The following is a 20,153-nucleotide window of genomic DNA, read 5'->3' as shown; positions in this document are numbered from 1 at the left end:
TTGGGCGAGCAACATCTCGCCCAAAGGCTATTTTTATGGTCGTACGGAAACTGTTCGCAAATTAGGCGATATCGGTTGGCTTAGTGGAGCATGGAACTTTAGCGCAATCTTTGCCGTCCAATCGCTTATGACCGCTCAACTGATGCCGCTGACTCGCACGAAGACCGCAGAGCCGGAAAAACCATCGGCTAAATCTGACAGATCACATTCGGTAGGCACGCTGATCTACCGTGCATTTTTGCTGCTTTTATCCATAGCAACCATAACTGCATTGGTGATGGGTGCATGGTCCAAACTAAACCCCACGACGTATGACAACGCCCTCATGCTCCCTGAGTGGCAGGAGTTAGAGAACCAATTAATAACGACACCACAAAGGCAAAAAATTCCAGGATACGAACGGGACCGCTTCGGCCGTGGTTGGGGACAACAAGGAGCCTGCTCGACGCGAGAAGCCGTGCTTCTTGCATCGAATATGCAGCCACGTTCTGAAGAATATCGCCGTCACTCCAATGAACTACCACAGCCCGCAGAACCAGAATCCTGCAAGATAAAGAATATCGAGATTTGGGATGAATATGCCGGTGGCTCAATTTCGATTGTAGATTCAGCGCGCCACGTAGATATTGACCATATTTTCCCGCTTTCCGCGGCTTGGGACTTAGGGGCACATTCCTGGGAACAGACCCGTCGCCAAGATTTTGCAAACGATTACCGGAACTTGGTTCCTACCGATGCAAGTGCAAACCGAGAAAAATCAGACTCCCTACCAAACGAATGGATGCCATCTGACGTCTCAGCACATTGCTGGTACGCTCGCAGGGTTGCATATATCGCAGTGCTCTATGAGCTATCGATTCCCGAACCAGACGTTAAGCGAATGAATAAGGCGTGCCGACTCTTCGGTCTCTTCGCTGGCTAACTATGCGCTGGTAGAGTGGCATGCGGAGTTTTTGCCCCCACTAATTTCCTTACCGAAAGGGATAGTCCATGACAAGTTTTTTGATTATTCTGCACATAGTCGCGGCGGTACTGTTTATCGGCCCGTTAATGGTTGCTACTTCTGCATTCCCTGCACAAATCCAAGAAGCCAAATCCGGTACCGCTACCGCAAAAGGTGCGGCTTCAGTCCTCTACCGGATCACCAAAACCTACGGCTTCCTGTCCGCGCTTGTTCCGCTGTTGGGTCTCGTAGTTTTCCTTAGCGATATGGAAACCTATGGCACCCAAGGTAAATTCCACGCATCGATTTTATTGGCAATTATCGCTTGGGTTATCTTGCTCGTGGTCATTCTTCCACGCCAACGCACCGCCTTGGGAGCATTGGGGATGCTTCCAGAAAGCGAGGCCTCACCAGAAGAAGACAAGATCGCTAGCTGGTCTCAGGTGAAGAAACAACTATCTATGTACGCCGGAATCTTTAATCTCATCTGGATTGTGGTTCTGGTTCTGATGTTCGTATAAGTCAAACAGATCCCAGAATTCCCGTAGCTTAGCCAACAAACAGCCAACGCCCGGGCCAGGAATATTTTCCTGGCCCGGGCGTTGATTATCTACAGCATAGCTACTTAGAGCACCCTACTAGCTCAGGATAATAAGCTAGCAGGCTGGACGGGAGCTGGCTAATTACGGAATTTTCCGCCTTTGCGGCCGCCCTTGTTCTGCCGACCACCGCCGTCACCGCCTCTGAAACCACCACGCGATGGCGCTCCATGATCTTTCCGGATCTTAATCAATTCACCAGAGATCCGGGTATCAGACAAGCGGTCCAATACTGCGGGATCCAAATCGCGTGGCAGCTCAACAATCGTATGCTCGGCTCCGATGTTAATACGGCCGAAATCTTTGCTACTCAAACCGCCTTCATTTGCCAATGCTCCGACGATGGCACCTGGACGTACGTGTTGGCGTTTACCCACTGCCAAGCGGTAAGGCTGGAAGTTACCATCTCGGTTATTCCGGCCACCGCGATCACGACCGCCACGATCACGGCCACCACGTCCACCTCGGTCATCAAAGTCACGGCCACCGCGTTTATCATTGAAACGGTCTTTGCGCTTATCAGCCGGCTGTTCTTTCAGCAGGAATTCTTTGTCGCCTTGCATCTTCACAGCCAGAGCTGCAGCGATATCGTCCATGGCAACGTCATTGTTCTTCGAGTACTCACGAATCATGGTACGGAAGAAATCTTTGTCCTTCGCTGCAAGCGCCTCAGTGATGCTCTGTGCGAAGTTTTTCTTTCGCACTTCATTTACTTCATCAACCGTCGGCAACTGCATCTCTTCGAGCGTCGCCTTGGTAACTTTCTCAATGGAACGTAGCATGCGACGCTCGCGTGGAGTTACAAACAAGATCGCTTCACCACTACGTCCGGCTCGAGCTGTACGGCCGATACGATGCACATAAGACTCGGTATCGCCAGGGATATCGAAGTTAATAACGTGCGAAATACGCTCTACGTCTAGGCCTCGTGCGGCAACATCAGTTGCAACCAGAATATCTAGACGACCAGACTTCAGCTGTTCAACGGTACGTTCGCGCTGGTTTTGTGCAATGTCACCATTGATTGCCGCTGCGCTATAACCCGCTGCACGCAGTTTTTCCGCAACTTCTTCTGTCTCATGCTTCGTGCGAGTAAACACGATCATGCCGTCATAATCGATGACTTCCAAGATACGGATGAACGCATCAAACTTAGCGCGGTGCTGCGTAAAGAGGTAGCGCTGAGTGATGTTTTCGTTAGTACGCGCCTGGGACTTAACAGTTACTTCTGCTGGGTCATTCAGGTACTGCTTAGATAAGCGGCGAATACCATTGGGCATTGTGGCGGAAAATAGTGCAACCTGTTTTTCCTCAGGAGTATCGGCCAAAATGCGCTCAACATCTTCTTGGAATCCCATGTTGAGCATTTCATCTGCTTCATCGAGCACAAGGTACCGGAGCTTGGAAATATCCAGGCTGCCTTTTTCCAAGTGGTCGATGACACGGCCAGGCGTGCCGACGATAATTTGCGCACCACGCCGCAACCCGGCTAGCTGAATCCCGTAGGCTTGCCCACCATAGATCGGCAAGACCTCGATACCACCGAGGTGTTTGGCAAAAGACTCAAAGCTATCTGCAACTTGCAGTGCTAGCTCGCGAGTAGGTGCCAATACCAAAGCTTGCGGGAATTTCTCGGTGGAGTCCAGCTGAGCCAGAACAGGTAGAGCAAAAGCTGCAGTTTTTCCTGTACCAGTTTGAGCCAAGCCCACCACATCGCGACCCTGCATAAGGATCGGGATGGTTTGTTCTTGAATTGGAGATGGCTTTTCAAAACCTACGGCTTTTACCGCTTCTACCACATTGGTAGGCAGGTCGAGGTTGGAAAAACCCTGAGGACTATCGTTGGCCGTAGCTTGCGCTGCAGCGTCGGTGTGCTCAGAAGTTTCGCCACTCTTAGCAACGGCACCTGCGGTGTCCTTGGTGTTGCCTTGCGAATTTTCCTGAGATTCCGACCTAGTCGATGGAGACTGACTGAAGTTATCCGGCTCGTTGTCGCCGCCGGTGGCGTTATCGGTAATGCTCATTGCCTGATACACACTACGTCAGCAAACAGAAAAACACCATTTAGCGCCAATTTTCGCACACCCGAGTTCCCCACAGCACAAAGCCACCAACCTAACAGTGAGGTGAAACACATTATTTTTCTCTATACTTGTGGCATGACTTCTCATTCAGCTGTTTCCTCTACTCCACACCACTGGGATGGTCGACACGATGGCGATGGTCCAGAATTCCACCGTTGGCATTCAGTTATCGACACAATACGAAGCAAGCCTGGAGCCGCAATTCTCGGCTTCGCATGTGATGAAGGAGCCCGGCGTAATGGATGCCGTCGTGGCGCCGCCGAGGGTCCGCATGTACTCCGCGAAGCTCTAGCTAACCTTCCAGCTCACAACGCACTACCCCGATACGACGCCGGCACCGTCGCAGTCAACGGCACCGATATGGAAGGCACCCAGAACGAGCATGCCAAACTGCAAAAATAGTCGCTACCGCGCAACAGGCATTTCCTGAAGGTTAGCGTCACGGCTAAGCAAGGTTTCACGTCCCGGGATCCAAGCAAAGAATGCCAACGCAGCTACTCCAGCACTGAGTAAGAATGCCCAAGTAAAGCCCCAGTTATCAGCGGCAGCACCTATCGCGAGAGGACCGAAGATCATCCCAAGGTCCATGGACATTTGAAATGCTGCGAGGACTTTGCCTCCGGAGCGTTCATTGCCAATTACATCAGCCAGTGTTGCCTGCTGCGCAGGAACTGCAATCCCAGCTGCTGCACCACTCAGGGTTGAAAGAACAAGCAGAAGCCACAATGTGTCTGCTGTTCCATAAAGCCCGACACAAAGCGCACTAGCTGCGAACCCCACCATAATCATGGGCTTACGGCCGATCCGGTCAGCTAATCGACCCGAAAACTGCAATACTATGGCGTTACCAGCTGCATAGGCAGCTAACGCGTACCCGGCAGCAGCTGCACTATCGGTAAATACCGCAGCAGCAAACAATGGAATGACTGCGACGCGCACCCCCATATTGACCCAGCCATGCGCAAAATTCGACACCAGCACGCTACGAAATGCAGTATCCTGCATAGCTTCCCTATAAGTCATTTTCGCATTGTTCGTGGGCTGCTGCGTCGAAGCATTCATTCTCGGCATTAATACCCAGACCACCACCGCTGCGAAACACAAACCGATACCATAGATCAAAAACGGCCACCGAAAACCCAAAAAAGCAAGAGCTGAACCCACTAATGGCCCGAGGATGCTGCCTAACAAAAAACTCGTGGCATAGGTGGCAGAACATTTACCTCGAATTTCTGGCGGTGCGAGTTTCACGATCAGGCCCATTGCAGAAACGGTAAACATAGTGGAACCGATTCCTGCTAAAAAGCGCAGCAACAAAATTTGCCAATATTCTTGTGCGATAGATATGAGTCCGGTGTTGATCGCGACCAGCAGCAATCCCGTTATGTATACCCGCCGAACACCGAGTTTGTCAGCTAAGATTCCCGCACCTGTCGCAAAGATGAGACGCGATACGGAAAACACCGAAATAACAGCCCCTGCAGCGGCCATGCCAACATCAAAGCTCACGACGAATTGTGGCAATAAAGGCGCTATTAAACCGTACCCCAAAGCAACCAAGAAAAACGCTGCGACCAGGACCCAAATTTCTTTGGGGATCTGCGGCCGTTCTGACTGGCTTTCAGGCTCGTAAGCATCTTTATTGGGGTTCGCAATAGGCATAGTTCTTGCGAGCCTACTCCGCAAGAACTATCAGTGTGGTGTAACCAGCCAGAATCACACCTAACACATAACGAACAAAAATTCGAACTTTTTATATCTCGTGTGCTCCCAGTTCCCTATTATCCAGCGTATGACTACACAACACGCACTTACGCACATCTCGCACACCACCCGTGACGTTGTAACCGAGATTCAGACAACCGCGAGTGATCAGCTCTTCAAGCTGGACAGTGTGCTACATCATCCGCGTTCACTAGCACGACCAATGGCAAACTGGCGTCCGCCACATCTGACCCTTGCAGTCGGTAAACATCGCCAGCTGAAAGCAACTCTTTCACGTTACCGAGTTGGCCCGCTAGCGCAATCAAGAATTCGCGGATACGGCGAACAGCGCACCCCAGCCTATGCCGTCAGCGTACGGCTCACAGACCCGGCCGGAACGCCTCCGCCCATGGTTGTGGCCGAGGCCTGGATTCGGGCTATCGTGCCCCAGGACATGATCAATGCAGTGCACCTCATCGACAGGAAAGATGACACCGCGGCAATCTACGTTTGGCTCGTTGATGCAAATTATGTGCCGATACACTCACCGGCTTCAATGTTTGCAGGTTTTTCTAAAGCAGCATAGAAATCCTTTTGAGATCTATGCTGTGTTCCTAACCAGGGAGCTAAGGGCACAACACAAATTTTTATTGTGACTCAATGCCGTCATCACACGGTTTTAGCTGGAGTTCCCAGTCGTCGGCCTGCTCAACGCATAAGGACAAGACCTCAAACAGCCGGTCAAAGTCAGTGAAAGTTCCCAACTCCAGAATTTCAGGCTCTCCCCCATACTCCAAATCCCCTACTCCGGAAAAATCACTGTCAGTGTCCTGGTCATCTTGATCAACAGGCTCGCCTAAGGGCGATATCAATTCCGCATTCGCATCGGGGGTATAAGCCAGGAAAGACAAGCTGGCGGTTGGTACTCCGTCAGACAATTCCACTGACACGCGCAAATGAGAATTTTCTGCAACGTCCGCGAGCACCACCGCAGGATCATGATGGTGATGCTCAAATTCTAAGTCCGCGATCCGTTCGTCCCGTCCCTCCAGCAAATCGCGGAGGACTGTGACCACTTGGTCTGTAGCAATATGCTCGGCGACAGTAGCCACGGCATCTTCCACAGAAAATGCTACTGACACCAGCGCAGCTTCGAAATATTCATCGTCTTCGTCAACATCAGCCGCCGCAATATAGACATTTGCGGCTGGCAATACCGCATCAATTTCCACAAACTGAATCTCTATATCCGAGGTTATTGGCACAAACAGCACATCGCCATTTACGCGTGATTCCACCCCTTCGGCATCGAGGGCAGCAGCTATATCTTCAAAGAAGCTCATAAGCGCTAATCTACTACGGTAAAGCTAATCATCGACGCGGAATCCTAAATCTCTCAATAATTCTGGACGCCCAGCGCCCCATTCCAGCACGTTATATCCCTTCCAAGCTCGACGCTTGTCAGCTTTAGGGTCGTATTCCACACGAGACTGCGCATCGAAAACCATAGTTGGACGTGAGTGGTGCTGATCAGTCGGCGGTTTATATTGCGGCCAGTCAGAACCCGGTTGACCACTAGAAATAAAACTCGCCCAATGACGCTGCATTTCTGCGGTCAGCCGCTGCATGGCTTCGTCATCACGTCCAACTTTGGAGAGTAAACGAGTTTTCGAAGCTTCCGGGGTGCCAAAAACATTTGATAACTCAGCAGAATGGGCAGCGCCAATTCCGAGCTTCCGCATTAGTTGCGGGGCAAAATCAAAACGATACATCCAGGTTGGGGCTACTTCATTGTGATGGCTAGCGATCCGCACAGTCGGTGCCCAAAACAAAGCATCCGTTACTAAGTCTGCAAATTCCGCACGGCTGCGCGCGCCACCATAAGCTTTCAAAACGGTATCCGTATGTTCTGGATCATAGGGATAGAGCAAGCGTCGCCCCGCTTTAGCACGCCGAGCCGTTCGCTGGAAAAAATAGCGGGTAATCCCTGCTTCATCCAGGTTTGTTCCCAACATCAAAGGAACACGTGCCTGCCTGCCATGCTGAAATGCCACCATCGGGTGTTCCGGCAGAGACTCCGACTCCACCGTCGGCCCGAACGTCGAGTTCAGGAATTGTAACTCCCCTGCTCGCCACATCATAGACATGCCAGCACGCACTAATTCATCCGCACTAAAAGTACGCAGATCTTCTACTGTACTGTCGTGCGACAATCCCAAACGGGTCAGCAGTTGCCGCGCCCATAATTGTGACTGTGCTTTAGAATGAATCAATCCGATAGGCGGTGATTGCGCAATTGCGCGATGGAAAAGGCCGTGCGCCGGCGGTGAGCACAACAGTGCCAACACGGCAGCTCCCCCCGCTGACTCCCCCATGATCGTCACCGAATCCGGATCGCCACCAAATTGCGCGATATTTTCACGAACCCATTCCAAGGCCAAAACTTGGTCCCACAAAGCAGGATTAGCGACGCAATCTCCACCCAGACTGCGTAGATCGAGGTAGCCAAGCACGCCAAGCCGGAAATTCAGAGATACATAAACAACATTCATTACGCGGGCTAAGCGATAACCTCGCAGCATGTTTTGATGGCTTGCACCCATCAGAAAAGAACCACCGTGAAAATAGACCACAACCGGCAATCTTTCCACGGAGTGTGGACGCACAATGTCCAAATGGAGGCAATCCTCATCCCCTGTGAGCCGTTCACTGAGTCCATAGTTCGGTTGCGGGGCCGGTGATTGGTAGCGTGTGCAATCTAAAATTCCTTGCCATGGCCGTGGTGGTTTCGGCCGACGAAACCGCCCTGCACCACCCGTAGGCGCACCAAACGGGACCCCTTTCCAGACTGCAATAGTGCCGTCCTGAGCGAATTCACCTTGAATTTCTCCACTACTGATGCGTACCCGCGGATAATCCGACGTCAGGTGTGACGATTCATCCATAATGCCCCAGGCTAGTTACCCCAGCAAGGATTAGCACGTACCGTCGCAAGCAGTGAAATACACGCGTTGGCATATGAGGTGCCATTACACAACGCATAAGCGCGTAGAATGAATGCAAACTGTCTATTAAGCTTGAAAAGAGCGTAAGTCAGACAGCAAATGCGCAGATTAAACGAATGCACGCAAATTAACGGAAAGAGGCGAGCACCTGCCGTGAGCACTAACAATCCCTTCGGCTTGAGCACCTGGCTAGCAGACGAGTTGTACCAGGAGTACAAGAAAGATCCACAGTCGGTGGATAAAGAATGGCGCGAGTTATTTGATAAGCACGGCGCCCCATCCAGCATTGCCGAGTCATCGGAAGCCAATTCCGAGAAAACCGCCGGCACCACCAAAGCCCAAAAAGCTCAAGGTGGAAAAGAGGCTGCTAGTGTGGCACCACCGACACAGAAATCGTTGTCGCATAAGCGGGAACAACGTGAGTCTGTAGTAGAAGAATCTGCACGTAAGGCTAAGAACAAGGCAGGCGTTGATAAGCGCGACGTCGCTCCAAAAGCGCCGAAGAAGGCACCTTCACCGTTAGACGAACTACCGGACTACGAGGGCGGCGAATCCAAGGCTCTCAAAGGCATGTTTAAAGCCATTGCCAAGAACATGGATGAATCTCTAGAGATTCCAACCGCTACTTCCGTGCGTGATATTCCAGTCAAGCTTATGTGGGAAAACCGCTCCCTAATTAACGAGCACTTGAAGCGCACCCGTGGTGGCAAGATCTCGTTCACTCACATCATCGGTTATGCCCTGGTCAAGGCGACCCAGAAGCACCCTGACATGAATGTGCGTTATGAACTTGTTGATGGCAAAAAACCCACCGTGGTTTACCCAGAAGACATCAACTTGGGCTTGGCCATTGACTTGCCCCAAAAGGATGGTTCCCGCGCGCTCGTAGTTGCCGCACTGAAAAAGGCGCAGGAGAAGAACTTCGCCGAGTTCATCGAAGCCTACGACGACATCGTAGCGCGGTCCCGCAAAAATAAACTGACCGCAGCCGACTTCCAAGGTGCAACGATTAACCTAACCAACCCAGGTGGCATCGGCACCCGACACTCCATTGCGCGTTTGACCAAGGGGCTTGGAACCATCATCGGTGTTGGATCCATGGACTACCCTGCCGAGTTTGCTGGTGCCTCTTCCGACCGTCTGGCAGAACTTGGAGTCGGCCGTTTGGTCACTCTGACCTCTACTTATGATCACCGCGTCATCCAAGGCGCAGAATCCGGCGAATTCCTGCGCACCATGTCACAGTTACTTGTCGACGACGTCTTCTGGGATGAGCTGTTTTCCGACCTGCAAATTCCTTATGAGCCAATGCGCTGGGCCCAAGATATCCCGAACACAGGAATCGATAAGTCCACCCGCGTCATGAACCTCATCGAGGCATACCGTTCGCGTGGTCATCTGATTGCTGATACCAACCCGCTGCGTTGGAAGCAACCGGGCTTGCCTTCCCCAGACCACCGTGACTTGGATATCCGCACCCATGGCCTGACGCTCTGGGATCTGGACCGCACCTTCCATGTCGGTGGATTCGGCGGTAAAGAATCCATGACTTTACGTGAGGTTCTCTCACGCCTACGTACCGCCTATACGCTCAAGGTCGGCTCTGAGTTCACCCACATCATGGACCGTGATGAGCGTGAATGGCTGCGCGATGCCCTTGAAGCCGGAATGCCAAAGCCAACCAATGCCGAACAGAAATACATTCTGCAAAAGGTGAACGCTGCTGAAGCATTTGAGAACTTCCTGCAGACAAAGTACGTCGGCCAGAAGCGTTTCTCCCTGGAGGGCGCAGAAGCTCTGATCCCTCTGATGGACTCGGTCATCGACACCGCCGCGGGCCAAGACCTCGACGAGGTGGTCATCGGCATGCCACACCGTGGTCGTTTGAACGTGCTGTTCAACATCGTCGGCAAGCCACTGGCAGAGGTCTTTAACGAGTTCGACGGCAACTACAAGGGCGGCCAAGCTGGTGGCTCGGGTGACGTGAAGTATCACCTCGGCGCTGAAGGCGAGCATCTCCAGATGTTCGGTGATGGTGAAATCAAGGTCACCTTGACTGCGAACCCTTCACACTTGGAAGCTGTCAACCCGGTGGTAGTTGGTATTTCCCGGGCAAAACAAGACATCCTGGACCGCATCGAAGGCAGCCATGACAAGCGAGTCGTGCCTCTGTTGCTGCACGGAGACGCATCCTTCGCTGGATTAGGCATTGTGCAAGAAACCATCAACTTGATGGGACTAGATGCTTATAACGTAGGTGGTTCCATCCACGTAGTCGTCAACAACCAGGTTGGTTTCACGACTACTCCAGACTCTGGTCGCTCCACTCTGTACTCCACAGATCTCGCGAAGGGCTTCGATTGCCCAGTTTTCCACGTCAACGGTGATGACCCGGAGGCTGTTGTTTGGGTTGGTCAGTTGGCCACGGAATATCGTCGACGCTTCGGCAAAGATGTCTTTATTGACCTAATTTGTTACCGCTTGCGCGGACACAATGAGGCAGACGACCCATCAATGACCCAGCCACTGATGTACGAGCGCATCGGAAACCGCGATTCGGTTCGCCAGAAATACACTGATGAGCTCATCGGTCGTGGTGACCTCTCTGAGGAAGACGCTGAGGCGGCCGCTCGAGACTTCCGCGACCAGATGGAATCCGTGCTTAACGAGGTTAAAGAAGCCGAAAAGAATGGGCCGCAAGAACAAACTGGTATTGCCGCTTCTCAGGAGCTGACTCGCGGTCTGGATACCTCAATTTCGGCAGATACGTTACGTGAGCTGGGTGAAGCTTATCTGAATCTGCCAGAAGGCTTCGAGCTACACGACCGCGTCGCACCAATCGCGGAAAAACGTGCCAAGTCAGCCGTCGAAGGCGGTATTGACTGGGGCTGGGGCGAGCTCATTGCTCTGGGTTCTCTGGCGAGTGAAGGCAAGCAGGTTCGTTTGGTTGGTGAAGATTCCAAACGCGGTACATTCACTCAGCGCCACGCAGTGACTTTCAACCCGAACACCGCTGAGCAGTACAACCCGCTACACGCACTGGCTCAAGAAACCGGCAATGGCGGCAGCTTCGAAACCTACAACTCGGCGTTAACCGAGTTCGCTGGACTGGGCGTTGAATATGGTTATTCTGTCGGTAACTTGGATGCTGTTGTTGCTTGGGAAGCGCAGTTCGGCGACTTCGTCAACGGTGCGCAAACCATCATCGACGAGTACGTCTGCTCTGGTGAGGCTAAATGGGGCCAGTTGTCCAAGGTCATCCTTCTCTTGCCACACGGTTACGAAGGACAAGGCCCCGACCACTCCTCTGCGCGCATTGAGCGTTTCCTGCAACTAGCTGCAGAAGGCTCCATGACCATCGCCCAGCCATCGACGCCAGCAAACCACTTCCACTTGTTGCGTCGTCACGCACTGGGCACAATGTCTCGTCCGCTCGTGGTCTTCACGCCGAAATCTATGTTGCGTGCAAAGGCTGCAACCTCTGAGGTAGCAGAATTTACCGAGGTAACCTCTTTCCGTTCTGTTATCAACGACCCTCGTTTGGTCGATGCCGATAACAACGTCATCGGTGACGCAGACAAGGTGAAAACTGTAATGCTGTGTTCCGGTAAGGTCTACTACGAATTGGAAAAGCGTCGCCAAAAGGATGAGCGTGAAGACATCGCGATTGTCCGTATCGAGATGCTGCACCCAATCCCGTTCAACCGCCTGTCGGAAGCATTCGACAGCTTCCCGAACTTAGAAGAGATTCGCTTTGTTCAGGATGAGCCAGCTAACCAGGGCCCCTGGCCGTTCTACAACGAGCATTTGCACGAGCTGATTCCAGATATGCCTCGTATGCGTCGTATCTCTCGCCGTGCACAGTCTTCGACGGCTACCGGTATTGCTAAGGTGCACCAGCTGGAGCAGAAGCAGCTCATCGACGAAGCATTCGCTGACTAAAACCTGGTTCCAGTACGCGCATTCGCTTAACCCGCTTGCGGTGAGCCAAGGCATCTGTTGTCTTGCATCACCGTAAGCCCCGAAAAGCCATGCAACTGGTCTTTGTAGCGCCCTCAAACGGACACCGCTACATTTCGACGGTGCTGGCTGCAGACTTCCTATCTCTGCAGCCAGCACCGTCGCACCATTGCATGGCTTTTCTGCTGCGCAAACTTAAGTTCGAAGCCTTCGGGAACAACCAAGGCGGCACAACTTTCCAGCTCGCCATCACAGGGGTCCAATCCCTACCGAAGCTTGCGCGGCTTTACAGACGCTAAGCCCCAACCTCGTGCAATCAAGCCTCGTCGCTAACCGAATCTAGGGATTCCCCAGTTACGTTGACGCTAGCCCATTGCCCAACCGCATCCTCGGCGCTGAGACCGTCGGCAAGCTTGTCTTCTAGTTCTTCCAAGGCCCGCTTATCGATCAGCCGAGTAACGCCCTCAATTGCTCCAAATTCCTCTCGGTCAAACAAACGAGAGCTAAACAGTGGTGTGAAATCTTGCGGAAGATCCAATTCTGCATCCGGACAGCCTTCAGCAGATGACGGATTGGTAGTCACGATATGCACCGGTAAAAGGCCCATAACCTCACGGTGTAAGTGTTCGTGAATATCCGTCGCGTTAGGATCACGCTGTCCGTCCTCATCTTGCTGGCTGGCAAGCTCCTTCGCGAGTACCGGGCTCGTGTCTTCCACGAATTTTCCAGTACAAGTAATCATGAAATCTGCTTTTCCGGTCTGCAACTGTTCCCAGCGGTCCGCGGTACTAACGGCGTCGTCGCCGAGTACGTGGGCTTCACGGCCAGACTCACGAAGTACTTGACGGTAAATATACGCCCATAAGAGTTGCTCGGTTGATGAACTGTCTGCAGTAATGCGCACTGCACGGTCTTGAGCATCAGCTGCGGCGGTACGAGAATCTGATTGCTCTTTATTGTTTGCCCGCTCAACCTGATTAACATTCTCTGGTGAGGAGCATGCAGTCAACAGCACGGTGGTTGCCAGCACAGTTACAAGCGAGCGTTTTTTCACGTTATTCATCGTTATTCATCCTAGCCACGCTGTGCAGTTTACAGATTAACTAGCAGGACTAAGATGGGTAATAATGAGTGCCATTACAGAATCAGCAGTCCGCGAAGCCTTGGCGCGCGTCGAAGACCCGGAGATCGGAAAACCAATTACTGATCTCGGCATGGTGAAATCCATAACAATCGACGGCGCCGACGTTAATGTCGAGGTGTACCTCACCATTTCTGGGTGTCCGATGAAATCGACAATTCAGTCGAATACCCAGGCAGCCGTTGCCGAAGTCGACGGCGTGGAGAATGTCTCGGTATCGCTTGATGTCATGAGCGATGAACAACGCAGGGAGTTACGTAACTCCCTGCGTGGATCGCAGCGCGAACCAGAAATCCCGTTTTCCAAGCCAGAAAGCACCACGCGAGTTTTCGCCGTCGCTTCGGGTAAAGGCGGCGTCGGCAAATCGTCAATGACTGTTAACTTGGGGGCTGCGCTAGCAAACCAAGGATTAAAAGTCGGCATCGTCGACGCCGATATTTACGGCCATTCTGTGCCCAATTTACTGGGGTCTACTGAGGCTCCGACCGTGATCGACGATATGCTCATGCCTCCGCAAGCCCATAACCTAAAATTTATTTCCATTGGGCAGTTTGTGGAAGGTAACGCCCCCGTCGTGTGGCGTGGCCCAATGCTGCATCGTGCAATCCAACAATTTCTTGCCGACGTATTCTGGGGCGATCTCGACATTCTGCTGTTGGATCTACCACCGGGAACTGGAGATATTGCGCTCTCAGTCGCGCAGTTGATTCCTAACGCCGAGTTGTTAGTAGTCACTACGCCACAAGCGGCAGCAGCAGAAGTCGCAGAGCGTGCAGGATCGATCTCCCAACAGACGCGGCAACGCGTAGCCGGCGTTATCGAGAATATGAGCGCCATGGTGATGCCGGATGGTTCCACAATGGACATCTTCGGTTCCGGTGGCGGAGAAATCGTTGCTCAACGCCTGACTACACTGGTAGGTACAGAAGTTCCGTTGCTGGGACAAGTGCCACTCGATCCCCCTTTGCGTTCACACAGTGACGAAGGCACCCCCGTGGTTTTGGCAGAGCCCGGCAGCCCGGCAGCAAAAGAAATCACAAAAATCGCTGCCGGTTTAGCGAAACGACGCACCTCACTGGCTGGCAAGCCACTAAACCTTGGGGTTAATTAAATTCTGCAGGGTTGCTCCACGGGATAATTTCTCCGCTGGGGCATCATTTAGGTACGGCACCTCGCCAGCCTAAATCACATCAGCCCAGTTAAATTCCGCTTTACCGCCGGGGTTCTGATAACCTGTGCCTGATTGCCGGGGTCGGCGAGCCTGCTCATCGATGGTATTTTCCTGGTTTCCGGCCCGCTGTTTACCGGCTGAGTCACCTCCGGAGCTTTCTAAGCGATGCTTATGCTCCGGCTGCACCTGGGTACGCTTTTCTTGGCCCTGAGACGTTTTTGCAGAGCCCAGTCCGCTAGCAGCATCTTTCCCGCGCCCCTGTTCTTTCAAAATGGTGCGGGGGTCAAATTGGTTGAAGAAGTCATCGTCTTCGTCGAAAAGCGTCTTCGCGATAGCAGCACGCGGGCCCATACGGCTCAATTGACCAACTTTTTCAAGAGGTGCACGGAATTGTTCAAACTCAGTGCCGAGTTCTTCGAACTCGCCGTTAAGTTCTTTTTTCGCATTATTGATGGCCTTACGGGCGGCAAATACCGCGGCTCGAATATCCTGTAATAGCCCAGGTAAACGCTCGGGACCGATGACGATAATCGCCACCACAATGATGACGGCAATCTCCGACCAACCGATATTGGAAAACACGAAACTAGTTTAGCGTCTAGTCGGAGCGATTTCGAAGCACCGTACGTCCCAACTTTTCAAGACGACGCAGCAAATCGGACTGTGTTTTTTCACATCGGGCATCATCTGATTGGGAATCGTTAGATACATCCGCTATCCCTCGCAGTCGGTGTAACAACGATTCAGGCACTTGCACCTGCTGATCACCGTTGCAGCTACGCAAAGCCTGGGCTGCGCGACGTTGTCTATGGACATCAACACGGCAACTTTCGCAAAGCACAAGATGTACCCGTGCGTTGTGTTCTGATTTGCGTGTCATTTCCCCGTCCACAAACGCGGTGATGGCCTCAGGTCCTAGATGGTCGAATCGACGGCGGGGTTTTGCGACACGCTTCTTTTTCTCCGGGCCGGATTCTGCAGGCGTCATGATAAAAATTGACTCGCCTCCCTCGTGAATACTCAGGTTAGCCACGTCCACATTGCTAACGTGTACGCAGCAAGATCTGGGTTTCTTCGTTGTGGGTCGCTTCTTGCTCTAGGTAGGCACGCAGTTGTGAACGCCCGCGGTGAATACGGGAACGCACGGTGCCCATCTTCACACTCAGCGTAGCGGCAATTTCCTCATAGCTCATCCCTACGACATCACACAAAACGATTGCGACTCGGAAATCCGGTGCAAGCTCATCCAATGCTTTTTGCAACGCAGGATCCAAATTGGCGACATTATAAGCCTGTTCAGGCGTCATACCGTTACCAGCAAAACGCTCATAATCCTCTGGTAGCGATTCCATACGAATCTTGGAGCGATGCCGCACCATGTCTAAGAATAAGTTGGTCGTGATCCGGTGCAACCAACCAGCGAAAGTACCGGGTTGATAATTTTGCAGCGAGCGGAATACACGCATGAATGTCTCTTGCGTGAGGTCTTCAGCATCTTGTGGATTTCCCGCTAAACGAAACGCTAAGCGGTAGACGCTATCAGCGTGCTCAACCACTAACTCGTCCCAGTTTGGCATCGCACCAACACCTTCATCGAATGCTTCGGTGCCGCGCAGTTCCGCGGTGGATTCTATGCTCCCTGGGGCGCCATCCTGGATCGTCATAAGCATGATTGTGCTACAAGTCTCTCAAGAAAGCCAACCTACTACCTGTGTTATCACTGTGAACCACTAACAGCACCAACCAGGCGCTATGCACCGCAACAACCGAGAAACACTACAGACAAAGTCTTCAGCAAAATAACACAGCAAAGCACGCTGGAGAGGACTATGAACACTCGCTGCTGCTTGGGAAAAATTTAACTAAAGGCGTTTAGCAACGGTTTTCGCTAATCACCCGCGCCACGTTGCAGCGTATACTGCAAAAAATATTTAGACTGTTGGTGTGTCTACTTCAGAGAATTCTCCGCACACTTCACCAGTCTCAGCCATGCTCGGATATATTGACTCCACCGCGGTGGTTTCTGAAGGCCTGCAGGCTGCACTCGCCCACGCCCAGGAATATTCGCTGCCTGCCCCGGATGCTACTGTCGGGCAACTTTTAACCACCCTCGCTGCAAGCGCCACGCATCCAGACAACCCAAAAAGCGCAGGCGTAATCGCAGTCAGCCCAGCGTCAAGCGTGGTTGGCCTATATCTCTTGCAAGGCTTACCCGAAAAAGGAGTTTTGACCTGCATTGACCCCGAGGTGGAACATCAGCGACATGCCAAACATGCATTTCGGGAAGCCGGATACAGTGCTTCGCGAATCCGCTTCTTACCGTCACGTCCACTCGACGTAATGGGAAGATTGGCTGCAGCCTCGTACCAAGTGATTTATGCCGACGTACCGTCGACCGATCTCCCGAAATTGGTCGAAACCGCCTGGCCATTATTGGGGCGCCGAGGCACCTTAGTTCTGGCAAATTCGCTTCTCGACGGCACCATTGGTGACTCCTCACGCAACGACCGCGCAACCCACGCTGCACAAACCGCAGATGAATACTGCAGGAAACTCGACGACGCTATCGTCACCCGCCTACCCCTGGGCTCAGGGTTGACTCTGGTCACAAAACTGTAAGCACAAACCTATCCTGACCTGCAGTGCCCCACTTTTAGCAGGCATTCCTGCTGCAAGACATTGCAAACATCACTACCCTGGTCGTGAGTTCAAAGACCCAAGGAGAAATCATGACTGAGATCCATCGACCGGAACTCCACATCACCCCAGAACGTGGCGTGCTAGATGCCCCTGCTGGAGTTCTGCTCGACGGTAATGATTGGCACGTGTTCTATCAGTACCGCCCCGAGGTTCCGGGACCGGCACGCTGGGCACATACGATCTCTCAAGGTGATCCGTTCTCGTGGTTCGAATGCGATGACGTATTAGCACCGGTCGGTGGGGAGCTGACGATTCGTGCTGGTTCTGTGGTTCCTATCGACGGAGACGGCACACAAGATGCCAACTTATATTTCACTTCGGTAACTTCCGCTGGCACGAATATTCAGCTCGCAAAGATGAATGAGCTTACCGCGGATTGCCCGCTGTCTGAAGAACACACAGCCTTAAACCCAGCGATCAATCGTGTCTCGGCGGTGCTCGAAAATCAGGAAGGTTTCCAACGTTTCCGTTCACCGTGTGTGGTTCCGAATTGGCAAACCCCGGTCAATCGAGAAGCTGGGCATGCTGGCTGGTTGATGTTGGCTTTAACTGGTGATGCGGAGACTCCTACCCCGGTTATCGCCACGTCACAGGATGGTCAGTCTTGGGATTTCCAAGGGGAACTGGAATTTGAGGGTGAGCTCGGTTTAGATCTTTCCCCGGAAGAAGGCCAGCTCTCCACTATCGTTGCCCCACGTATTTTGCGTTTGCGTGATGAGGTCGACGGCGAAATCTATGATATTTTATTGCTCACTCTAGAGCGCGCTGGCGTGGATATTTCCGGTTACCTCGTCGGCACGTTACGCGGGACAACCTACCATGTGCGCAGTGGCTTCCGCCGTATCGACCACGGCCATGATTTCACACGCCCACGCAACACCAACATGACCACAGGCACTACCCTGCGGGGATCCACGAATAACTCGACAAACCCGGCTGATTATTACACAGAAGCCGCTCTCTTTGGATTCATCAACGGGGTAGGTCGACACGACGATCCAACCCAGCATCCTTCGCTTACCGACGAAGGTTGGGCGAATGCTTTAACGCTGCCACGCATGATTTCTCTGCAGGACGGTCTGCTGTACCAAACACCACCTGCTGGGCTACCGGAAGCTATATCTGCATCTGAGCGAGCACATGGCTACACCGTTTTGTGTGAGGTTCCGGCCGATGAAGGTTCCGCTCTAACGGTGTCGTTAATGGACTCCAACGGCAAAGAAACTGCCCGTATCACGCATTCCGGTGACACGCTAAGCATTGACCGTAGCGTCGGTCCTAGTGATCGATACCGGGACGAAGCCCCCGCTGTAGCAGAACTTGCCGATGGCGACAGCGATTCTTTGACCATCATTGTTGATGGTTCCACGGTCGAAGTTTTCGCGGATGGCGGCTGCGTGGCAATGACTTCGCGCGTATATTTCGACGGTGGATGCTCTGCGATTGAAGCTAAAACTACTGGGCATGCGAAAATAGAGCGCGACTGGCACCGCAGCGCTTCCTAAATTTAAACTCCCCATGCTCGATGCATGTGAAGAGCTGCGCTCAAGCGGGTTTGCTGAAGCAGTCCACGCGCCCCCGCGCAGTCACTGTCATGATTTCCGGTAGTTTCGCTAAACGCTTTTCCAAGTCTGTAGCAGCAATATGGCGCGCGGACGGGCTCATGCCAATCTGGGCGCTGATCGAGGACTTATCCAAACGCATCGTAAATTCGACGTACGTCGGATCGTCCAATGAAGTTAATAGTCCTTCGGCTTGGTCATGTAGCCGAGCAACCTTGTCTTCTTCCACGTCAACGATGCCCAAAGGTTCCCGCAATTCTTGCAAATGCCCAGCATGGGGAGTCAGCACAACCAGTTGACCACCAGGTTTGAGCACCCGTGCAAATTCCGGCATGTTCCGTGGAGCAAAAACCACAGAAAGAGCATCAGCGCAAGCGCTAGCGATTGGTAGCCGTTGCCACACGTCTGCGACCACAGCTCCTGCTTTCGGATGGCATTTAGCTAGTTGTTTCGCGGCCGGGGTGGAAATATCCAGCCCTATCCCGCGTGCTCCTGCAATGCTATCGAGAGTATGTGACAAGTAATATCCAGTACCTGCGCCCGACTCAATAACTACCGGGGCATGATCGCTACCGGTCAATGCTGCAGTATTAGCCAAATCAACCGCCGCCACCATCGCAGAAGTGACGGCCTCCACAAACGGCGCAAAATGCCCGTGCGAAAGAAACGTTTCCCTCGCTTGCACCATTGCTGCGCTATCACCATCGTGCTTGCGGCCCGCCCCCGGAAGCAGCGTAACGTAGCCTTGTTTAGCAACGTCGAAACTATGGCCAGATTCGGATACTAGACGGCGAAATTCATCTTCCCCGTGCAACGCTGTCCCATCGTTCGGATCAGCCAGCAGGTCAACTACCTCATGGAGCATCTCGTTCTTCCTTTTATCTCTCAGTATCCTGTGCACGTTGTGCATGCGGGGCTTGTTGCGCACGCAGGCGGTCTATTTCTGCTTGACATTCGGCTAGTACCGCATCAACTTGATCCGCACGGTAGCCACGCGGCACAACCGAAAATTCCACCGCTGCAAGCTGCCCGTGTGCGACAGCTCTTCGGTTAGCAGAAACAATCTGGCTCTCCGTCTCTTGGTGTGCAGCATCTGCAGAGTCCCCACTGCTTTGTGCGCTACCAGGGTGGGCTGCCAAGTCATGAATGCCGAAAAATTTAGCCCAGAGCACAATTCCCAATATTACGAGAACCGCGATGATGAGCACTAGAAAAATCCATGATAGAAACATCGGCCCGAATTATTCCTTGTCATTAGTAGTCTACGAAATTATCTAGAATGCT

17 protein-coding genes are annotated in these 20,153 nt (G+C 52.7%); 8 read left to right on the top strand and 9 right to left on the bottom strand.

Translation table 11 applies throughout. The features are described 5' to 3' along the window. Positions 1-127 precede the first annotated feature (127 nt). On the top strand, positions 128-922 hold the full coding sequence (locus O146_RS0104015) for a GmrSD restriction endonuclease domain-containing protein (RefSeq protein ID WP_051619242.1): 795 nt from the start codon (positions 128-130) through the stop codon (positions 920-922). Between the two features lie 68 nt (positions 923-990). After that, positions 991-1,464 carry a hypothetical protein gene (locus O146_RS0104010; protein WP_027017728.1) on the top strand — a complete coding sequence of 158 codons (474 nt, stop codon included), beginning with the start codon at positions 991-993 and terminating at the stop codon, positions 1,462-1,464. A 158-nt stretch (positions 1,465-1,622) separates the two neighbouring features. Here the strand turns inward: O146_RS0104010 and O146_RS0104005 are convergent, their stop codons facing one another. Then, a complete protein-coding gene (locus tag O146_RS0104005; RefSeq protein WP_027017727.1) occupies positions 1,623-3,566 on the bottom strand; it encodes a DEAD/DEAH box helicase in 1,944 nt (647 codons plus the stop codon). A 135-nt stretch (positions 3,567-3,701) separates the two neighbouring features. On the opposite strand from O146_RS0104005, the gene O146_RS12390 reads away from it, so the two are divergent. Continuing rightward, on the top strand, positions 3,702-4,028 hold the full coding sequence (locus O146_RS12390) for an arginase family protein (protein WP_208853938.1): 327 nt from the start codon (positions 3,702-3,704) through the stop codon (positions 4,026-4,028). Positions 4,029-4,031: 3 nt separating this feature from the next. Here O146_RS12390 and O146_RS0103995 read toward each other — a convergent pair whose 3' ends face one another. Next, positions 4,032-5,288, bottom strand: a complete 1,257-nt coding sequence (locus O146_RS0103995) for an MFS transporter (RefSeq protein ID WP_027017726.1) — start codon at positions 5,286-5,288, stop codon at positions 4,032-4,034. 130 nt (positions 5,289-5,418) lie between these two features. On the opposite strand from O146_RS0103995, the gene O146_RS0103990 reads away from it, so the two are divergent. Then, complete coding sequence (locus O146_RS0103990; protein ID WP_081820563.1) at positions 5,419-5,916, top strand: hypothetical protein; 498 nt, start codon at positions 5,419-5,421, stop codon at positions 5,914-5,916. Positions 5,917-5,977: 61 nt separating this feature from the next. Here O146_RS0103990 and O146_RS11060 read toward each other — a convergent pair whose 3' ends face one another. Both O146_RS11060 and O146_RS11055 read right to left on the bottom strand, forming a co-directional pair. Beyond that, positions 5,978-6,673 carry a hypothetical protein gene (locus O146_RS11060; RefSeq protein ID WP_023019669.1) on the bottom strand — a complete coding sequence of 232 codons (696 nt, stop codon included), beginning with the start codon at positions 6,671-6,673 and terminating at the stop codon, positions 5,978-5,980. A 24-nt stretch (positions 6,674-6,697) separates the two neighbouring features. Next, the gene (locus O146_RS11055) at positions 6,698-8,275 is read right to left on the bottom strand and encodes a carboxylesterase/lipase family protein (protein WP_035000539.1); all 1,578 of its coding nucleotides are present in this window, start codon (positions 8,273-8,275) and stop codon (positions 6,698-6,700) included. Between the two features lie 213 nt (positions 8,276-8,488). On the opposite strand from O146_RS11055, the gene O146_RS0103975 reads away from it, so the two are divergent. Next, positions 8,489-12,277 carry a multifunctional oxoglutarate decarboxylase/oxoglutarate dehydrogenase thiamine pyrophosphate-binding subunit/dihydrolipoyllysine-residue succinyltransferase subunit gene (locus O146_RS0103975; RefSeq protein ID WP_027017724.1) on the top strand — a complete coding sequence of 1,263 codons (3,789 nt, stop codon included), beginning with the start codon at positions 8,489-8,491 and terminating at the stop codon, positions 12,275-12,277. 334 nt (positions 12,278-12,611) lie between these two features. Here O146_RS0103975 and O146_RS0103965 read toward each other — a convergent pair whose 3' ends face one another. Further along, on the bottom strand, positions 12,612-13,358 hold the full coding sequence (locus O146_RS0103965; RefSeq protein ID WP_027017722.1) for a hypothetical protein: 747 nt from the start codon (positions 13,356-13,358) through the stop codon (positions 12,612-12,614). A gap of 64 nt (positions 13,359-13,422) precedes the next feature. Between O146_RS0103965 and O146_RS0103960 the strand changes: the two genes are divergently transcribed. Further along, positions 13,423-14,547, top strand: a complete 1,125-nt coding sequence (locus O146_RS0103960) for an Mrp/NBP35 family ATP-binding protein (protein WP_035000538.1) — start codon at positions 13,423-13,425, stop codon at positions 14,545-14,547. A 69-nt stretch (positions 14,548-14,616) separates the two neighbouring features. On the opposite strand, the gene tatB is transcribed toward O146_RS0103960, so the two are convergent. Both tatB and sigE read right to left on the bottom strand, forming a co-directional pair. Beyond that, entirely contained in the window at positions 14,617-15,189 is a 573-nt protein-coding gene (gene tatB, locus O146_RS12985; RefSeq protein WP_027017720.1) for a Sec-independent protein translocase protein TatB, read from the bottom strand. A 461-nt stretch (positions 15,190-15,650) separates the two neighbouring features. Beyond that, positions 15,651-16,277: an RNA polymerase sigma factor SigE gene (gene sigE / locus O146_RS0103950; protein ID WP_023019674.1), complete on the bottom strand. Its 627-nt coding sequence runs from the start codon at positions 16,275-16,277 to the stop codon at positions 15,651-15,653. Between the two features lie 319 nt (positions 16,278-16,596). Between sigE and O146_RS0103945 the strand changes: the two genes are divergently transcribed. Beyond that, entirely contained in the window at positions 16,597-17,226 is a 630-nt protein-coding gene (locus O146_RS0103945; RefSeq protein ID WP_023019675.1) for an O-methyltransferase, read from the top strand. A 110-nt stretch (positions 17,227-17,336) separates the two neighbouring features. Beyond that, on the top strand, positions 17,337-18,812 hold the full coding sequence (locus O146_RS0103940) for a GH32 C-terminal domain-containing protein (protein ID WP_027017718.1): 1,476 nt from the start codon (positions 17,337-17,339) through the stop codon (positions 18,810-18,812). A 40-nt stretch (positions 18,813-18,852) separates the two neighbouring features. Here the strand turns inward: O146_RS0103940 and O146_RS0103935 are convergent, their stop codons facing one another. Both O146_RS0103935 and O146_RS11050 read right to left on the bottom strand, forming a co-directional pair. After that, positions 18,853-19,734, bottom strand: a complete 882-nt coding sequence (locus O146_RS0103935) for a methyltransferase domain-containing protein (RefSeq protein ID WP_027017717.1) — start codon at positions 19,732-19,734, stop codon at positions 18,853-18,855. Positions 19,735-19,747: 13 nt separating this feature from the next. After that, the gene (locus tag O146_RS11050) at positions 19,748-20,041 is read right to left on the bottom strand and encodes a DivIVA domain-containing protein (RefSeq protein WP_161970010.1); all 294 of its coding nucleotides are present in this window, start codon (positions 20,039-20,041) and stop codon (positions 19,748-19,750) included. Positions 20,042-20,153: the final 112 nt, after the last annotated feature.

It is taken from the genome of Corynebacterium pseudodiphtheriticum DSM 44287, assembly GCF_000688415.1.
GTDB lineage: Bacteria > Actinomycetota > Actinomycetes > Mycobacteriales > Mycobacteriaceae > Corynebacterium > Corynebacterium pseudodiphtheriticum.
Note: the sequence above shows the minus strand (reverse complement) of the source record. Positions and strands in the feature narration are given on the sequence as shown.